Consider the following 17,821-nt stretch of genomic DNA (forward strand, 5'->3'; position numbering starts at 1 on the left):
GCAACAGTGCCGGGGAGTCCCGGCGCTGTTGTCCGTTTTAGCAAACAGGCAGGATATGCCTGATACCTGGAGAGCCTTTCTTGAGCCAGGAATACACTGAAGACAAAGAAGTCACACTATCGAAGCTAAGCAGCGGACGTCGTCTCCTCGAGGCTTTGCTGATTGTTATTGCCCTTTTTGCCGTCTGGCTGATGGCAGCCTTACTCAGTTTCAACCCCTCAGATCCCAGCTGGTCACAAACTGCATGGCATGAGCCTATCCATAATTTAGGCGGCGTACCCGGTGCCTGGCTTGCGGACACGCTATTTTTCATTTTCGGTGTGATGGCCTACACCCTTCCGGTCATTATCATTGGCGGATGCTGGTTTGCGTGGCGTCATCGTCAGAACGATGATTACATCGACTATTTCGCCGTGTCGCTGCGCCTGATTGGCGCGCTGGCGCTGATCCTCACCTCATGTGGTCTGGCGGCGATCAATGCGGATGATATCTGGTACTTCGCCTCGGGCGGGGTGATTGGCAGCCTGTTGAGTTCTGCGCTGCAGCCAATGCTGCACAGCAGCGGCGGCACGCTGGCGCTGCTGTGCATCTGGGCGGCGGGGCTGACGTTATTCACCGGCTGGTCCTGGGTGAGCATTGCCGAAAAGATTGGCAGTTTTATCCTCACTATTCTGACCTTCGCCAGCAACCGTACCCGCCGTGACGATACGTGGGTTGATGAAGATGAATACGAAGATGAAGAGGAAGACGATGCCCCTGTGCAGCGTCGCGAATCTCGTCGTGCTCGAATTCTGCGTGGCGCGCTGGCGCGTCGCCAGCGTGTTGCTGAGAAATTTGCTAACCCGCTAGGCCGTAAAACCGATGCGGCGCTCTTCTCCGGTAAACGCATGGATGAAGACGAGCAGGTAGCGTACCGCGCTGCGGGCGCTGCCGTCGATCCTGACGATGTGCTCTTCTCCGGCAGCCGGGCCACCCCCGGCGACTTTGACGAATACGATCCGCTGTTAAACGGCCACTCGGTCACCGAGCCGGTTGCCGCAGCCGCAGCCGCGACGACCGCTGCTCAGGCCTATGCCGCGCCTGTTGAAGCCGTGATGCCGTCTGCGCCGGTTTCACCGCCGGAATCCGTTATTCAGCAGCCGCAGGTTGACTGGCAGACTGCTCCGGGTGTTCACACCCCGGAACCGGTCATTGCGCCTGAACCAGAAAGCTATATTCCCGTGCAGCAGGAGCAGTGGCAGCAACCTTATCAGCCGCCGCAGCCTGCGTATGAACCAGAAAGCTATCCACAATACGAGCAGCCTGTGGCTCAACCCTATCAGGAATATGTGCCTGAACCGGTTGAACCTGTGCAACCTTATGCCGCACCGCAGCCTGAGTCTGAGCCCGAAATTGTGGAAGAGGTGAAGCCCGCGCGCCCACCGCTGTACTATTTCGAAGAAGTCGAAGAGCGACGAGCGCGTGAACGCGAGCAGCTGGCGGCCTGGTATCAGCCGGTGCCTGAACCGGTGCAGGAACCCGTTTCGAAAGCGCCTTCTGTTTCTGTTCCGCCGGTCGACGCGACGCCTGTTGTTGCACCCGTAGCGGAAAGCGTTAAGCAGGCTACCGCGGCGGCGGCCGTGGCTGCACCTGTCTTTAGTCTGGCAACCGGTGGGGCGCCGCGTCCTCAGGTGAAGGAGGGGATTGGTCCGCAACTGCCTCGTCCTAACCGCGTTCGCGTTCCGACCCGTCGTGAGCTTGCCTCTTATGGGATCAAGCTGCCTTCCCAGCGCATGGCCGAAGAAAAAGCACGCGAGCCTGAGTACGAAGATGACGTCGATGAAATGCAGCAGGAAGAGCTGGCTCGCCAGTTTGCTGCGCAGCAGAATCAACGCTACGGTGAGCAATATCAGCACGATGAGCCTGTGCTCGAAGACGAAGATGACGCGGCAGAAGCCGAATTAGCGCGCCAGTTTGCCGCTACCCAGCAGCAGCGCTATTCCGGTGAACAACCTGCTGGCGCAAATCCGTTCTCGCTGTCGGATTTTGAATTCTCACCGATGAAAGATCTGGTGGATGATGGCCCGAGCGAGCCGTTATTTACCCCGAGCGTGATGCCTGAAGTTGAACCTGTGCGCCAGCAACCCGCTCCTGTGCAGCAGTCCTATGCCCCGCAGCCTCAGCAGCCGGCTCCGCAGGCTTACGCACAGCCGCAGCAACCGCCGCAGTTCCAGCAGCCTGCTCCGCAGCCGCAGGAAAGTCTGATTCACCCGCTGCTGATGCGTAACGGTGATAGCCGCCCGCTGCAGCGTCCAAGCACGCCGCTGCCGTCTCTGGATCTGTTAACACCGCCGCCGTCAGAGGTAGAACCGGTCGACACATTCGCGCTGGAGCAGATGGCGCGACTGGTGGAAGCGCGTCTGGCTGATTTCCGTATCAAGGCGGATGTAGTGAACTATTCACCGGGTCCTGTCATTACCCGTTTCGAACTGAACCTGGCGCCTGGCGTAAAAGCCGCGCGTATTTCTAACCTGTCCCGTGACCTGGCGCGCTCCCTGTCGACCGTTGCGGTGCGCGTGGTGGAAGTTATACCGGGTAAGCCCTATGTTGGTCTTGAGCTGCCGAACAAGAAACGTCAGACCGTCTACCTGCGTGAAGTGCTGGATAACACCAAGTTCCGCGATAACCCCTCTCCGCTGACCGTGGTGCTGGGGAAAGACATTGCCGGCGATCCTGTTGTGGCAGACCTCGCGAAAATGCCTCACCTGCTGGTGGCCGGTACGACCGGTTCCGGTAAGTCCGTCGGGGTGAACGCCATGATCCTCAGCATGCTCTATAAAGCGCAGCCGGAAGATGTGCGTTTCATCATGATCGACCCGAAAATGCTCGAACTGTCGGTCTACGAAGGTATTCCGCACCTGCTGACTGAAGTCGTCACCGACATGAAAGACGCCGCCAACGCCCTGCGCTGGAGCGTGAATGAGATGGAGCGCCGATACAAGCTGATGTCTGCGTTGGGCGTGCGTAACCTGGCCGGTTATAACGAAAAAATCGCCCAGGCGGTGCGCATGGGACGTCCGATTCCGGATCCTTACTGGAAGCCGGGTGATAGCATGGATGCCCAGCATCCGGTGCTGGAAAAACTGCCTTACATTGTCGTGCTGGTCGATGAATTCGCCGACCTGATGATGACCGTCGGTAAGAAAGTGGAAGAGCTGATTGCCCGTCTGGCGCAGAAAGCGCGTGCGGCCGGTATTCACCTTGTGCTGGCGACCCAGCGTCCTTCCGTGGACGTTATCACTGGTCTTATCAAAGCGAACATCCCGACGCGTATTGCTTTTACCGTATCAAGTAAAATTGACTCGCGTACCATCCTCGATCAGGGCGGCGCAGAGTCGCTGCTGGGGATGGGGGACATGCTCTATTCTGGCCCGAACTCCACCTCTCCGGTGCGTGTTCACGGTGCGTTCGTCCGCGATGAGGAAGTTCACGCCGTCGTGCAGGACTGGAAAGCGCGCGGTCGCCCGCAATACGTTGACGGTATTACCAGCGATACGGAAAGCGAAGGCGGCGGCGGTGGCTTCGACGGCGGCGAAGAGCTGGATCCGTTATTCGACCAGGCGGTTAACTTCGTTACCGAAAAACGCAAAGCGTCCATTTCTGGCGTGCAGCGCCAGTTCCGCATTGGCTATAACCGCGCGGCGCGTATCATCGAACAGATGGAAGCGCAGGGCATTGTGAGCGAGCAGGGGCATAACGGTAACCGTGAGGTGCTGGCTCCGCCGCCTTTTGATTAACCTTCAGCGATTGCAAAGAAGGGTAAATCAGCCAAAATTAAGCATTTTCTTCTGTCGCCTGCCTTCGGGCAGGTCCAGAATAGAAGACGGAAACCCCATATCGGGAAGACGTATTTTAAGGAATAACAATGAAAAAAATCGCCATCGCCTGTGCATTACTCACCAGTTTTGTCGCCAGCAGCGTCTGGGCTGATGCAGCCAGCGACCTTAAAAGCCGACTGGATAAAGTAAGCAGCTTCCACGCTAGCTTCACGCAAAAAGTGACTGACGGCAGCGGCAATGCGGTGCAGGAAGGTCAGGGAGATTTGTGGGTTAAACGCCCAAATCTGTTTAACTGGCACATGACCCAGCCGGATGAAAGCATCCTGGTGTCTGACGGTAAAACGCTGTGGTTCTTCAACCCGTTCGTTGAGCAGGCAACCGCGACCTGGCTGAAAGATGCCACCAGCAATACGCCGTTTATGCTGATTGCTCGCAACCAGTCCAGCGACTGGCAGCAGTACAATATTAAACAGACCGGTGACGAGTTCGTTCTGACGCCGAAAGGCAGCAACGGCAACCTTAAGCAGTTCACCATTAACGTAAGCACCAACGGTACCATTAATCAGTTTGGCGCGGTTGAGCAGGACGATCAGCGCAGCAGCTACCAGCTCAAATCTCAACAGAACGGCGCCGTTGATGCATCGAAATTCACCTTTACCCCGCCGCAGGGCGTAACGGTGGACGACCAACGTAAGTAAGAGGCGTGAGTGAGCAATCTGTCGCTCGATTTTTCAGATAACGCGTTTCAACCTCTGGCCGCCCGTATGCGGCCAGAAAATTTAGCGCAGTACATCGGCCAGCAACACCTGCTGGCTGCCGGTAAGCCATTGCCACGCGCCATTGAGGCCGGGCATCTCCACTCGATGATCCTCTGGGGGCCCCCTGGCACCGGCAAAACCACGCTTGCCGAAGTGATCGCCCGCTATGCAAACGCGGATGTTGAACGCATCTCGGCAGTTACGTCCGGCGTGAAGGAGATCCGCGAAGCGATCGAACGTGCGCGGCAAAACCGCAATGCCGGACGTCGGACTATCCTCTTCGTGGACGAAGTCCACCGCTTCAATAAAAGCCAGCAGGATGCCTTCCTGCCACACATTGAAGATGGCACGATCTTCTTCATCGGCGCGACTACCGAAAACCCGTCGTTTGAGCTGAATTCGGCGCTGCTTTCCCGTGCTCGTGTTTACCTGCTCAAATCGCTGACTGCTGAGGACATCGAAAAAGTTCTCACCCAGGCGATGGATGACAAAGCGCGCGGCTACGGTGGGCAGGATATTGTTCTGCCTGACGACACGCGGCGTGCGATTGCGGAGCTGGTCAACGGTGATGCGCGTCGGGCGCTGAACACGCTGGAGATGATGGCCGATATGGCCGAAGTCGACGATGCCGGCAAGCGGGTGCTGCAGCCGGAATTGCTCACCGAAATTGCTGGTGAACGCAGCGCGCGTTTCGATAATAAAGGCGACCGTTTTTACGACCTGATCTCGGCGCTGCACAAGTCCGTGCGCGGCAGCGCGCCGGATGCGGCTCTGTACTGGTACGCTCGCATTATCACTGCCGGTGGCGACCCGCTGTACGTTGCGCGCCGCTGCCTGGCGATTGCCTCAGAAGATGTCGGCAATGCTGACCCTCGCGCAATGCAGGTCGCGCTGTCGGCCTGGGACTGTTTCACCCGCGTAGGCCCGGCGGAAGGCGAACGCGCGATTGCGCAGGCGATTGTTTATCTGGCCTGTGCGCCGAAAAGCAATGCCGTCTACACCGCGTTTAAAGCGGCGATGTCTGACGCGCGTGAACGTCCGGACTACGATGTGCCGGTTCACCTGCGTAACGCGCCGACCAAACTGATGAAAGAGATGGGATATGGGCAGGAGTACCGTTACGCCCACGACGAACCCAATGCCTATGCTGCCGGTGAGGAGTATTTCCCGCAGGAGATGGCACAAACGCGCTATTATCACCCCACAAACAGAGGTCTTGAAGGCAAGATTGGTGAAAAGCTCACCTGGCTTGCCGGACAGGATCAAAATAGCCCTATAAAACGCTACCGTTAGCTCAGTCGTTGCGGTAATGTTGGCAATGTATACCCGTTATATTGTGGCCGCAGGCTGTGGTCACATTTTCCTATTTAATTCGATAAGCACAGGATAAGCATGCTCGATCCCAATCTGCTGCGTAATGAGCCAGACGCAGTCGCTGAAAAACTGGCACGCCGGGGCTTTAAGCTGGATGTAGATAAGCTGCGCGCTCTTGAAGAGCGTCGTAAAGTTCTGCAGGTACAAACTGAAAATCTGCAGGCAGAGCGTAATTCTCGATCGAAATCCATCGGCCAGGCGAAAGCGCGCGGGGAAGATATTGAGCCATTACGCCTGGAAGTGAACAAACTGGGTGAAGAACTGGATCAGGCGAAAGCTGAACTGGATGTTCTTCAGGCCGAAATTCGTGATATTGCCCTGGCTATCCCGAATATTCCTGACGACAGCGTCCCTGTCGGTAAAGATGAAAACGACAACGTTGAAGTGAAACGCTGGGGTACACCTCGTGAGTTTGACTTTGAAGTGCGCGATCACGTGACGCTGGGCGAAATGCACGCGGGTCTGGACTTTGCGGCTGCGGTTAAGCTGACCGGTTCTCGCTTCGTGGTGATGAAAGGCCAGATTGCCCATCTGCACCGCGCGCTGGCGCAGTTCATGCTGGATCTGCACACCGAACAGCACGGCTACAGCGAAACCTATGTTCCGTATCTGGTCAACCACGATACGCTGTACGGTACGGGTCAGCTGCCGAAATTTGCCGGCGATCTGTTCCACACCCGTCCGCTGGACGAGGAAGCGGACAGCAGCAACTACGCGCTGATCCCAACGGCGGAAGTGCCGCTGACCAACCTCGTACGTGATGAGATCATCGACGAAGACGACTTGCCAATTAAGCTGACGGCACATTCACCGTGCTTCCGTTCTGAAGCAGGTTCTTACGGTCGCGACACGCGCGGTCTGATCCGTATGCACCAGTTCGACAAGGTTGAGATGGTGCAGATCGTCCGTCCTGAAGAATCCATGGACGCACTGGAAGAGATGACCGGCCACGCTGAAAAAGTGCTGGAGCTGCTGGGGCTGCCGTACCGTCGTATGGCTCTGTGCACGGGTGATATGGGCTTTGGCGCCTGCAAAACCTTCGATCTGGAAGTGTGGGTACCTGCGCAGAACACCTACCGTGAAATCTCCTCCTGCTCTAACGTCTGGGATTTCCAGGCGCGCCGTATGCAGGCACGCTGCCGCAGCAAATCTGACAAGAAAACCCGTCTGGTGCATACCCTGAACGGTTCTGGTCTGGCTGTTGGCCGTACGCTGGTTGCCGTGCTGGAAAACTACCAGCAGGCAGATGGCCGCATCGAGATCCCTGAAGTGCTGCGTCCATACATGAAAGGCCAGCAGTACATCGGCTAATTATTTGCCTCAAAACAAAAAAGCGCCTGCGGGCGCTTTTTTTATGCCTCTGAATTGATACGACGCAATACCCCCTCCCACTAAAGTAGTAATACTGCTGCGAATGAAAGTCAGCATAAGCAGCTGATAACCAAGAAATTCGATATATATAAAACTTTATAGCGGTTTGCGCCGCCTCTCTTTTCTTTGTGAGCAACCAAAGTGAGTCTCTATGAAAATCAACGCGCCTGAAGCATTAATGGCTGCTGAGGTCACTCGCCGTGGGTTGATGAAAACCACGGCAATAGGCGGCCTGGCCGTAGCCAGCAGCGCCTTCACGCTTCCCTTCACCCGACTGGCGTCGGCGGCAGATGCACTGTCCACGGCCTCTTCGCCGGAAAAAGTGGTGTGGAGTGCCTGTACCGTAAACTGCGGTAGTCGTTGTCCGCTGCGTATGCATGTGGTGGATGGCGAAATCAAATATGTCGAAACCGATAACACCGGGGACGATAACTATGAAGGGTTACATCAGGTTCGTGCTTGTCTGCGCGGCCGCTCCATGCGCCGTCGCGTATATAACCCGGACCGCCTGAAATACCCGATGAAGCGCGTGGGCAAGCGTGGGGAAGGTAAGTTCGAACGGATTAGCTGGGATGAAGCCTACGATATCATCGCCACCAACATGCAGCGTTTGATCAAAGAGTACGGCAACGAATCCATCTACCTGAACTACGGTACCGGGACGCTCGGCGGCACGCTGACCCGCTCCTGGCCGCCGGGTAAAACGCTGGTGGCACGCCTGATGAACTGCTGCGGTGGTTATCTCAACCACTACGGTGACTATTCTTCCGCACAGATTGCCGAAGGTCTGAACTACACCTACGGTGGCTGGGCAGATGGCAACAGCCCGTCCGATATCGAAAACAGTAAGCTGGTCGTCCTGTTCGGTAATAACCCGGGTGAAACGCGTATGAGCGGCGGCGGGGTGACTTATTACCTGGAACAGGCCCGCGCTAAATCTAATGCCCGGATGATCATCATCGATCCGCGCTATACCGATACCGGTGCAGGGCGTGAAGATGAGTGGATCCCTATTCGTCCAGGTACTGACGCGGCACTGGTCTCAGCACTGGCGTGGGTGATGATCACCGAAAATCTTGTCGATCAGCCTTTCCTGGATAAATACTGCGTTGGTTATGACGAGAAAACCCTGCCAGCCAGCGCGCCGGCTAACGGGCATTACAAAGCCTATATTCTCGGTCAGGGCAGCGACGGCGTGGCGAAAACGCCGGAGTGGGCATCCACCATCACCGGTATTCCGGTCGAGCGCATTGTTCAGCTGGCGCGTGAAATAGGTGCTGCCAAACCGGCCTACATCAGCCAGGGCTGGGGGCCGCAGCGCCATGCAAACGGTGAAATCGCGACCCGTGCCATCTCCATGCTCTCTATTCTGACCGGCAACGTCGGTGTTCACGGCGGTAATACCGGCGCGCGTGAAGGCTCGTATTCGCTGCCGTTTGAACGCATGCCGACCCTTGAAAATCCGGTGCAGACCAGTATCTCCATGTTCATGTGGACCGATGCGATTGAACGTGGCCCGGAAATGACGGCGCTGCGCGACGGCGTGCGCGGCAAGGACAAGCTGGACGTGCCGATCAAGATGATCTGGAATTACGCCGGTAACTGCCTTATCAATCAGCACTCCGAAATCAACCGTACCCATGAAATCCTGCAGGACGACAAGAAGTGCGAGATGATTGTGGTGATCGACTGCCACATGACCTCCTCGGCAAAATATGCCGATATTCTGCTGCCAGACTGCACCGCCTCTGAGCAGATGGATTTCGCGCTGGATGCCTCCTGCGGCAATATGTCCTACGTGATTTTCACCGATAGGGCCATCAAGCCACGCTTCGAGTGCAAAACCATTTATGAGATGACCTCCGAGCTGGCAAAGCGCCTTGGCGTTGAGCAGCAGTTTACTGAGGGGCGCACTCAGGAAGGGTGGATGCGCCATCTTCATGAGCTCTCCCGTAAAGCGATCCCCGACCTGCCGGACTTCGATACCTTCCGCCAGCAGGGAATGTACAAACAGCGTGACCCGGAAGGGCACCACGTGGCGTACAAAGCCTTCCGCGAAGACCCACAGGCGAATCCGCTGACCACGCCGTCGGGCAAAATCGAAATCTACTCTGAAGCACTGGCTAAAATTGCCTCCACCTGGGAGCTGCCGGAAGGGGACGTTATCGATCCGCTGCCTATCTATACGCCGGGCTTTGAAAACTATAACGATCCGCTGACGGCGAAATTCCCGCTACAGTTGACCGGTTTCCACTACAAAGCGCGCGTTCACTCAACCTACGGTAATGTCGACGTACTGAAAGCCGCCTGCCGACAGGAGATGTGGATCAACCCGATGGATGCCAAAGCGCGCGGCATCAGCAATGGCGACCGCGTACGGATCTTTAACGGCCGCGGCGAGGTTCATATTGAAGCCAAAGTGACACCGCGCATGATGCCCGGCGTTGTAGCGCTGGGGGAAGGCGCATGGTACAGCCCGGATGCCAACCGCATCGATCAGGCTGGCAGTATTAACGTACTGACCACGCAGCGTCCATCGCCGCTGGCGAAAGGCAACCCATCCCACACCAACCTTGTCCAGGTTGAAAAGGTTTAAGGAGTAACCGATGACAACCCAGTATGGATTTTTTATTGATTCCAGCCGTTGCACCGGGTGCAAAACCTGCGAGCTGGCCTGTAAAGATTACAAAGACCTGACTCCGGACGTGAGCTTCCGCCGCATCTACGAATACGCCGGGGGCGACTGGCAGGAAGATAACGGCGTCTGGCATCAGAACGTCTTTGCTTATTACCTGTCGATTGCCTGTAACCACTGTGAAGATCCTGCCTGTACGAAGGTTTGTCCGAGCGGAGCGATGCACAAGCGTGAAGACGGTTTTGTGGTGGTCGATGAAGATGTCTGCATCGGCTGTCGCTACTGCCATATGGCCTGTCCGTACGGTGCGCCGCAGTACAACGCCGCGAAGGGTCATATGACCAAATGCGACGGCTGCCACACCCGCGTAGCGGATGGCAAAAAGCCGATTTGCGTCGAGTCCTGTCCGCTGCGCGCGCTGGACTTTGGCCCGATTGAAGAGCTGCGTCAAAAACACGGTCAGCTTGCCGCAGTGGCACCGCTGCCATCTGCACACTTCACGAAGCCGAGTATTGTCATTAAACCTAACGCCAACAGCCGTCCTACAGGTGATACCACCGGCTACCTGGCAAATCCGAAGGAGGTGTGAGATGGGAAGTGGATGGCATGAATGGCCGCTGATGATCTTCACGGTCTTTGGTCAGTGCGTGGCAGGTGGCTTCATTGTGCTCGCGCTGGCATTGTTGAAAGGCAATCTGAATGCCGAACAGCAGCAGCGTTTAGTGATGAGCATGTTTGGCCTGTGGGTTCTCATGGGGATTGGCTTTATCGCCTCTACGCTGCACCTGGGTTCACCGATGCGCGCGTTTAACTCCCTGAACCGCGTAGGCGCCTCGTCTCTCAGTAATGAGATTGCCAGCGGGGCAATTTTCTTTGCCGTCGGTGGGCTCGGCTGGCTGCTGGCCGCGCTGAAGAAATTGCCTGCGGGTCTGCGCAGCCTGTGGCTAATCGTGACCATGGTGCTGGGCGTGGTGTTCGTATGGATGATGGTGCGCGTTTATAACACCATCGACACGGTGCCCACCTGGTACAGCGTCTGGACGCCAATGAGCTTCTTCCTGACAATGTTTATCGGCGGGCCGCTGCTGGGCTTCCTGCTGCTGCGCGTAGCGGGTGTCGACGGGTGGGCAATGCGTTTGCTGCCCGCCGTTTCGCTGCTGGCGCTGGTGGTAAGTGTGATAGTTGCCCTGATGCAGGGGGCCGAACTGGCAACCATTCACAGCTCGATTCAGCAGGCGTCTGCCCTGGTACCGGATTACGGTTCTCTGATGGCCTGGCGTATCGTTCTGCTGGTTGCGGCGTTAGTATTCTGGATTGCCCCTCAGCTTAAAGGTTATCAACCTGCGCTGCCTCTACTGTCGCTGGCCTTTGTGCTGGTGCTGGCGGGTGAACTGATTGGCCGCGGCGTGTTTTATGGCCTGCATATGACCGTGGGTATGGCTATCGCCAGTTAACGCTGTATTTGAGTATAAAAAGCCGGGCCTCAGCGCCCGGCTTTTTCTTTTTTCGATCATGAAATTTTTCGACTGTCGTTTTGTTTTAATTTTGGTCATTAATAAACAAAAACAGATACATAATTAATATCTTTAGCAGGCGTGGCATTAGCAGGATAAGTTTTTTAAATCGACAGGGAACATATTGTGCGAGGCGGCTAAATCAGTGGATTGACTTTGTTTTTGCCAGTGGCATGATGCGCACGAAATCTGAACTTCCTCACGGTTTTTAATCCATGACCACCTATACCCGGCCAGTGCTTCTGTTGCTCTGTGGCCTGCTTCTGTTGACCCTGGCGATCGCAGTGTTAAATACGCTCGTCCCGCTGTGGCTTGCCCATGAAAACTTACCGACCTGGCAGGTGGGTATGGTCAGCTCGTCCTTTTTTACCGGGAACCTGCTGGGCACGTTATTAACCGGTAGCCTGATCAAGCGCTTTGGCTTTAACCGCAGTTATTATCTGGCTTCGCTGATTTTCGCCGCTGGCTGTGCTGGGCTGGGCCTGATGGTTGGCTTCTGGAGCTGGATGGCATGGCGCTTTATCGCTGGCGTAGGCTGCGCGATGATATGGGTGGTCGTTGAAAGTGCGCTGATGTGTAGCGGTACCTCGCGTAACCGCGGGCGCCTGCTGGCAGCCTATATGATGGTTTACTACGTGGGCACCGTGCTGGGGCAACTGATGGTCAGCAAGCTGCCAACTGACCTGATGAGCGTTCTGCCGTGGGTGACGGGCATGGTGCTGGCCGCAATCCTGCCGCTGCTCTTCACGCGCATTGTGAACCAGAACAGCGAGCATCAGGAAGCGACTCACGTCTGGCCGATGCTGAGGCTCCGTCAGGCGCGTCTGGGCGTTAACGGCTGCATTATCTCGGGTATTGTGCTGGGCTCGCTCTATGGCCTGATGCCGCTCTATCTGAATCATCAGGGCGTTAGCGATTCCGGAATTGGCTTCTGGATGGCGGTCATGGTGAGTGCGGGGATCGTCGGGCAGTGGCCGATTGGCCGTCTGGCGGACCGCTTCGGTCGCCTGCTGGTGCTGCGCGTTCAGGTCTTCGTGGTGATCATGGGCTGCCTTGCCATGCTCAGCAACGCCGCAATGGCGCCTGCGCTGTTTATTCTTGGGGCTGCCGGTTTTACGCTCTATCCGGTCGCGATGGCCTGGGCCTGTGAGAAAGTTGAACATCACCAGCTGGTGGCGATGAACCAGGCGCTATTACTGAGCTATACCATCGGCAGTTTATTAGGGCCGACGTTTACCGCGATGCTGATGCAGAATTATTCCGACAATTTGCTGTTTATTATGATCGCCAGCGTGTCCTTTATTTATCTCCTGATGCTGCTGCGCAAAGCGGGTGAACACCCAACGCCTGTGGCACATGCCTGATTAACTAAAAGCCAGTCATCGACTGGCTTTTTTGTCACTGTCACAACTGAGAGTTTTACTTATTGTTTGTTTATTGCGCCAGGCGATAATTCAGGTGAGTCCTACCACTATAAGGCAGCAATCATGTCTATTCGTCGTTTTTCCACTACCGCACTTGTCGTAGTGTTGTCTTTAACGTTTGCAACGGCTCCGGTCATGGCTAATCCCGGAAACGGGAATGGCAATGGTCACGGAAACGGTGGCGGGCAAGGTAATGGTGGTAATCATGGCAATTCCGGGAATCATGGTAACGGAAATTCCGGTACCCATGGCAATAAGCAAAATAATGGACAAGAAAATCCTGGTAAATCGAATAAAAGCGTCAGTGATGATGTTAACGCTCGCGTGAGCTTCGATCACGCACGCCATCTGGCCCTGAACTATGGGTTAACGGGGTATGAATCACTGCCTCCAGGCATTGCGAAAAACCTTGCACGCGGCAAACCACTGCCTCCGGGCATTGCGAAGAAAACCGTGCCGGCTTCTATGCTGGGCCAGCTTCCTTCCTATCCTGGCTATGAATGGCGGGTCGTGGGTGACGATCTGGTCTTAATTGCGCTGAGTACAGCCATTGTGACGTCCGTTATTAACGGCGTCTTTAAATAGAATCTAAAAAAGCCCGGTTTTCACCGGGCTTTTCTTTAATACATAACCTTATGGCCGTACTGTTCAAGAATACCTTTGACGCGTTCCATCGTCTCTTTCTTCGGCGGCTTCACGCCATCGAGTTTGTACTCTTCGCCCATTGCCACCCATTTATGTTTTCCCAGCTCGTGATAGGGCAGAAGTTCGATTTTCTCGACGTTGCCCATGTCGCGGGTAAATTCACCCAGGCGGTGCGCGGAGTCGTCATCATCTGACCAGCCAGGTACAACCACGTAGCGGATCCAGGTTTTAATGCCTTTATCGGCAATGTATTTGGCAAATTCCAGCGTGCGGTGGTTGGAGACGCCAACCAGGTTCTGGTGGATCTCATCGTTCATCTGTTTGAGATCGAGCATGACCAGATCGGTCACTTCGAGCAATTCATCGATAACGGGATCGTAGCGGCGTACAAAGCCATTGGTGTCCAGACAGGTATGGATACCTTCTTTGTGGCAGGCGCGGAACCAGTCGCGGACAAACTCGGCCTGAAGAATGGCCTCGCCACCGGACGCCGTCACGCCACCACCGGACGCGTTCATAAAGTGGCGGTAGGTCACCACCTCTTTCATCAAATCTTCGACGGTCACTTCTTTCCCGCCGTGGGTGTCCCATGTGTCACGGTTGTGGCAGTACAGGCAGCGCATCAGGCAGCCCTGGAAAAAGGTAATAAAGCGGATACCCGGGCCATCGACGGTGCCACAGGATTCAAAGGAGTGAATGCGACCAATAATTGACATTGCGGTGATATCTCCAGCATCGGCCCGTCCGGGGCCTGTGTATGCACAGCTCAAAGCCGGCTGTGTTTAAGTCTGTTTTGGCTGATATCCATAGAGTATAGATAGCGGACAAAAGAGACTGAGGTGGAGAGGGTGCTAAAAAGGCCCCACTGACGTGGAGCCTTTATTGTACGCTTTTTAACGCGTGATTTCAGTCAATTCCAGTTACATGGACTGAGTGAAAGTACGGGTGATAACGTCCTGCTGCTGTTCTTTAGTCAGGGAGTTAAAACGTACTGCGTAGCCAGATACACGGATGGTCAGCTGAGGATATTTCTCAGGATGTTCCATCGCGTCGAGCAGCATTTCACGGTTCATTACGTTCACGTTCAGGTGCTGACCACCTTCGATGGACGCTTCGTGGTGGAAGTACCCATCCATCAGACCCGCGAGGTTAGTTTTACGCACTTCGTCGTCTTTACCCAGTGCGTTTGGCACGATAGAGAAGGTGTAAGAGATACCATCTTTCGCGTAAGCAAACGGCAGTTTAGCAACGGAGGTCAGAGAGGCAACCGCACCTTTCTGGTCACGACCGTGCATTGGGTTAGCACCTGGGCCAAATGGCGCGCCAGCACGACGACCGTCTGGGGTGTTACCGGTTTTCTTACCATACACAACGTTAGAGGTGATGGTCAGAACAGACTGAGTCGGGATAGCGTTACGGTAAGTAGTCAGTTTCTGAATTTTCTTCATGAAACGTTCTACCAGGTCAACCGCCATGTCATCTACGCGAGAGTCGTTGTTACCAAACTGCGGGTATTCACCTTCGATTTCGAAGTCTACAGCCAGGCCGTCTTCGTCACGAATTGGTTTAACTTTCGCATATTTGATTGCAGACAGGGAGTCAGCAGCAACGGACAGACCAGCGATACCACACGCCATGGTGCGGATAACGTCACGGTCGTGCAGTGCCATCAGAGAGGCTTCGTAGCTGTACTTGTCGTGCATGTAATGGATAACGTTCAGTGCAGTGACGTACTGTTTAGCCAGCCAGTCCATGAAGTGATCCATACGCTCCATCACTTCGTCGAAGTTCAGAACGTCGCCTTTGATTGGTTCAGACTTAGGACCAACCTGCATTTTCAGTTTTTCATCAACGCCGCCGTTGATTGCGTACAGCATGGTTTTCGCCAGGTTTGCACGCGCACCGAAGAACTGCATTTGTTTACCAACAACCATTGGGCTTACGCAGCAAGCGATAGCGTAATCGTCGTTGTTGAAGTCCGGACGCATCAGGTCATCGTTCTCGTACTGCAGAGAAGAGGTGTCGATAGACACTTTAGCGGCGAATTTCTTGAAGTTCAGAGGCAGTTTTTCAGACCACAGAACGGTGATGTTCGGCTCCGGAGAAGGACCCATGGTGTACAGGGTGTTCAGGAAGCGGAAGCTGTTTTTGGTCACCAGCGTACGGCCGTCAACGCCCATACCACCGATGGATTCAGTTGCCCAGATTGGGTCACCGGAGAACAGCTCATCGTATTCAGGGGTACGCAGGAAGCGAACCATACGCAGTTTCATGACCAGGTGGTCAATCATTTCCTGAGCGTCTTGCTCGGTGATTTTACCTGCTTTGATGTCACGTTCGATGTAAGCATCCAGGAAGGTGGATACACGACCGAAGGACATTGCTGCACCATTCTGAGACTTAACCGCGGCCAGGTAGCCGAAGTAGGTCCACTGGATAGCTTCCTGAGCGTTGGTTGCAGGACCAGAGATATCGCAGCCATATTTAGCCGCCATTTCTTTGATCTGACCCAGCGCGCGGTGCTGTTCAGCGATTTCTTCACGCAGACGGATAGTCGCTTCCAGGTTTACGCCGTTTTCCAGGTCAGACTGCAGGGAAACGAACTGCGCGTATTTGTCTTTCATCAGGAAGTCGATACCGTACAGCGCAACGCGACGGTAGTCACCGATGATACGGCCACGGCCATACGCATCTGGCAGACCAGTCAGAACGCCAGATTTACGGCAGTTCAGAATGTCTTTGGTGTAAACATCGAATACGCCCTGGTTGTGGGTTTTGCGATATTCGGTGAAGATTTTTTTCAGCATTGGGTCCAGCTCGCGGTTATACGCTTTGCAGGAACCTTCAACCATTTTGATACCACCGAACGGGATGATTGCGCGTTTCAGTGGTGCTTCAGTCTGCAGACCAACGATTTTCTCAAGGGCTTTGTTGATGTAGCCAGCATCGTGAGAAGTGATGGTGGAAGCAACGGAGGTGTCAAAATCAACTGGCGCGTGAGTGCGGTTTTCCAGTTTAACGCCTTCCATTACGCTGTCCCACAGCTTGGTGGTCGCTTCAGTTGCGCCAGCCAGGAAGGATTCGTCACCTTCATACGGGGTATAGTTTTTCTGAATGAAGTCACGTACGTTTACTTCATTCTGCCAGTCACCTTTCGCAAAACCTTCCCAGGCTGTGGCTAACTTTTCATTAAGCTCGGACATGTAACACCTACCTTCTTAAGTGGATTTTTTATTTACTGCCTGAGAAAACCATCAATGATGATCGTCGCCACGCAGGTAAATGACCCAGTATGTCAACCCAACTAACAGACCCCCACCGATAATGTTCCCGATAGTGACAGGGATCAGGTTATCAGTAATGAAATTCATAATAGTCAGGTGAGAGAAACTTTCCGGGGATGAACCAACTGCGGTCCAGAACTCCGGGCTCGCAAAGTCGCGGATGACAATGCCCATCGGAATCATGAACATATTCGCGATACTGTGCTCGAAGCCGCTGGCAACAAACATCGCAACCGGCAGAACCATAATTAAGGCTTTGTCCATCAGGCTACGACCAGAGTAGCTCATCCATACAGCCAGGCAGACCATGAGGTTAGCGAGGATGCCGAGAGCAACGGCTTCGATAAATGTGTGGTGCATTTTGTGGTCGGCGGTTTGCAGGACGTTGAGGCCCCAGCCACCGTTGGCGGTCATGTACTCGCCAGAAAGCCACATCAACAAAACAAAGAGCAGACAGCCAACCAGGTTACCCACGTAGACGTTAAGCCAGTTACGTGCCAGCTGACCCCAGGTAATTCTTCCGCTGGCCTTTGCCACGACAATCAGCACCGTTGAGGTGAAGAGGTCGGCACCGCAGATAACGCAAAGAATCAGACCCAGTGAGAAGCAAATGCCGCCAATCAGTTTGGCCATGCCGAAAGGCATTCCGGCAGTACCGGTGGTGGCGGTGATGTAGAAGACGAAAGCGATAGAGATGAACACACCAGCCGTAATCGCCAGATAGAACGTCTTCATCGGGTGTTTCGTTGCTTTATAGACACCCGCTTCTTCGGCAACTTTCGCCATCGCAGCAGGGAGTAAAAGATCAAAAGGGTTGTCAGCTTTCACACTAACTCTCTCTTTATTAAGTCGGCGACGAGATACTAACAAAGCATTATAGAAGAGAAATTGATATAGATCATATCTCGCCTGGCTTATAGGCCCGCACTGTGTATGGTTTTACAGCAAATGCGGAGTAAGTGTTTGATTATCCGTATAAAAATAAATTTTAAAAGTTA

The 17,821-nt window shown here is 54.7% G+C and carries 12 protein-coding genes; 9 read left to right on the forward strand and 3 right to left on the reverse strand.

All coding sequences use genetic code 11. The annotated features are described in order from the left end of the window. The first annotated feature begins 80 nt into the window (after window positions 1-80). From AC3WOK_RS00900 to AC3WOK_RS00940, 9 genes are all read left to right on the forward strand, one after another. The gene (locus AC3WOK_RS00900) at window positions 81-3,776 is read left to right on the forward strand and encodes a DNA translocase FtsK 4TM domain-containing protein (protein ID WP_063955659.1); all 3,696 of its coding nucleotides are present in this window, start codon (window positions 81-83) and stop codon (window positions 3,774-3,776) included. A gap of 128 nt (window positions 3,777-3,904) precedes the next feature. After that, window positions 3,905-4,516, forward strand: coding sequence for an outer membrane lipoprotein periplasmic chaperone LolA (gene lolA / locus AC3WOK_RS00905; RefSeq protein WP_047346922.1), 612 nt, complete (start codon window positions 3,905-3,907; stop codon window positions 4,514-4,516). Between the two features lie 9 nt (window positions 4,517-4,525). Beyond that, window positions 4,526-5,869: a replication-associated recombination protein RarA gene (gene rarA / locus AC3WOK_RS00910; RefSeq protein WP_059310426.1), complete on the forward strand. Its 1,344-nt coding sequence runs from the start codon at window positions 4,526-4,528 to the stop codon at window positions 5,867-5,869. Window positions 5,870-5,968: 99 nt separating this feature from the next. Beyond that, window positions 5,969-7,261, forward strand: a complete 1,293-nt coding sequence (gene serS / locus AC3WOK_RS00915) for a serine--tRNA ligase (RefSeq protein ID WP_008499983.1) — start codon at window positions 5,969-5,971, stop codon at window positions 7,259-7,261. Between the two features lie 211 nt (window positions 7,262-7,472). Continuing rightward, window positions 7,473-9,917 carry a dimethylsulfoxide reductase subunit A gene (gene dmsA, locus AC3WOK_RS00920; protein ID WP_492353773.1) on the forward strand — a complete coding sequence of 815 codons (2,445 nt, stop codon included), beginning with the start codon at window positions 7,473-7,475 and terminating at the stop codon, window positions 9,915-9,917. Window positions 9,918-9,927: 10 nt separating this feature from the next. Continuing rightward, window positions 9,928-10,545 carry a DMSO/selenate family reductase complex B subunit gene (locus AC3WOK_RS00925; protein ID WP_021240882.1) on the forward strand — a complete coding sequence of 206 codons (618 nt, stop codon included), beginning with the start codon at window positions 9,928-9,930 and terminating at the stop codon, window positions 10,543-10,545. 1 nt (window position 10,546) lies between these two features. After that, a complete protein-coding gene (locus AC3WOK_RS00930; protein ID WP_492353774.1) occupies window positions 10,547-11,410 on the forward strand; it encodes a dimethyl sulfoxide reductase anchor subunit family protein in 864 nt (287 codons plus the stop codon). Between the two features lie 275 nt (window positions 11,411-11,685). Continuing rightward, window positions 11,686-12,834: an MFS transporter gene (locus tag AC3WOK_RS00935; RefSeq protein WP_045261768.1), complete on the forward strand. Its 1,149-nt coding sequence runs from the start codon at window positions 11,686-11,688 to the stop codon at window positions 12,832-12,834. Window positions 12,835-12,957: 123 nt separating this feature from the next. Continuing rightward, complete coding sequence (locus AC3WOK_RS00940) at window positions 12,958-13,479, forward strand: anti-virulence regulator CigR family protein (RefSeq protein WP_492353775.1); 522 nt, start codon at window positions 12,958-12,960, stop codon at window positions 13,477-13,479. Window positions 13,480-13,514: 35 nt separating this feature from the next. On the opposite strand, the gene pflA is transcribed toward AC3WOK_RS00940, so the two are convergent. From pflA to focA, 3 genes are all read right to left on the reverse strand, one after another. Further along, on the reverse strand, window positions 13,515-14,255 hold the full coding sequence (pflA, locus tag AC3WOK_RS00945; RefSeq protein ID WP_023310991.1) for a pyruvate formate lyase 1-activating protein: 741 nt from the start codon (window positions 14,253-14,255) through the stop codon (window positions 13,515-13,517). 204 nt (window positions 14,256-14,459) lie between these two features. Continuing rightward, window positions 14,460-16,742 carry a formate C-acetyltransferase gene (gene pflB, locus AC3WOK_RS00950; RefSeq protein ID WP_023335122.1) on the reverse strand — a complete coding sequence of 761 codons (2,283 nt, stop codon included), beginning with the start codon at window positions 16,740-16,742 and terminating at the stop codon, window positions 14,460-14,462. A gap of 51 nt (window positions 16,743-16,793) precedes the next feature. Then, a complete protein-coding gene (focA, locus tag AC3WOK_RS00955; RefSeq protein WP_008499974.1) occupies window positions 16,794-17,651 on the reverse strand; it encodes a formate transporter FocA in 858 nt (285 codons plus the stop codon). Between the last annotated feature and the right edge of the window lie 170 nt (window positions 17,652-17,821).

The organism is Enterobacter sp. FW301-JW81 (assembly GCF_058788735.1).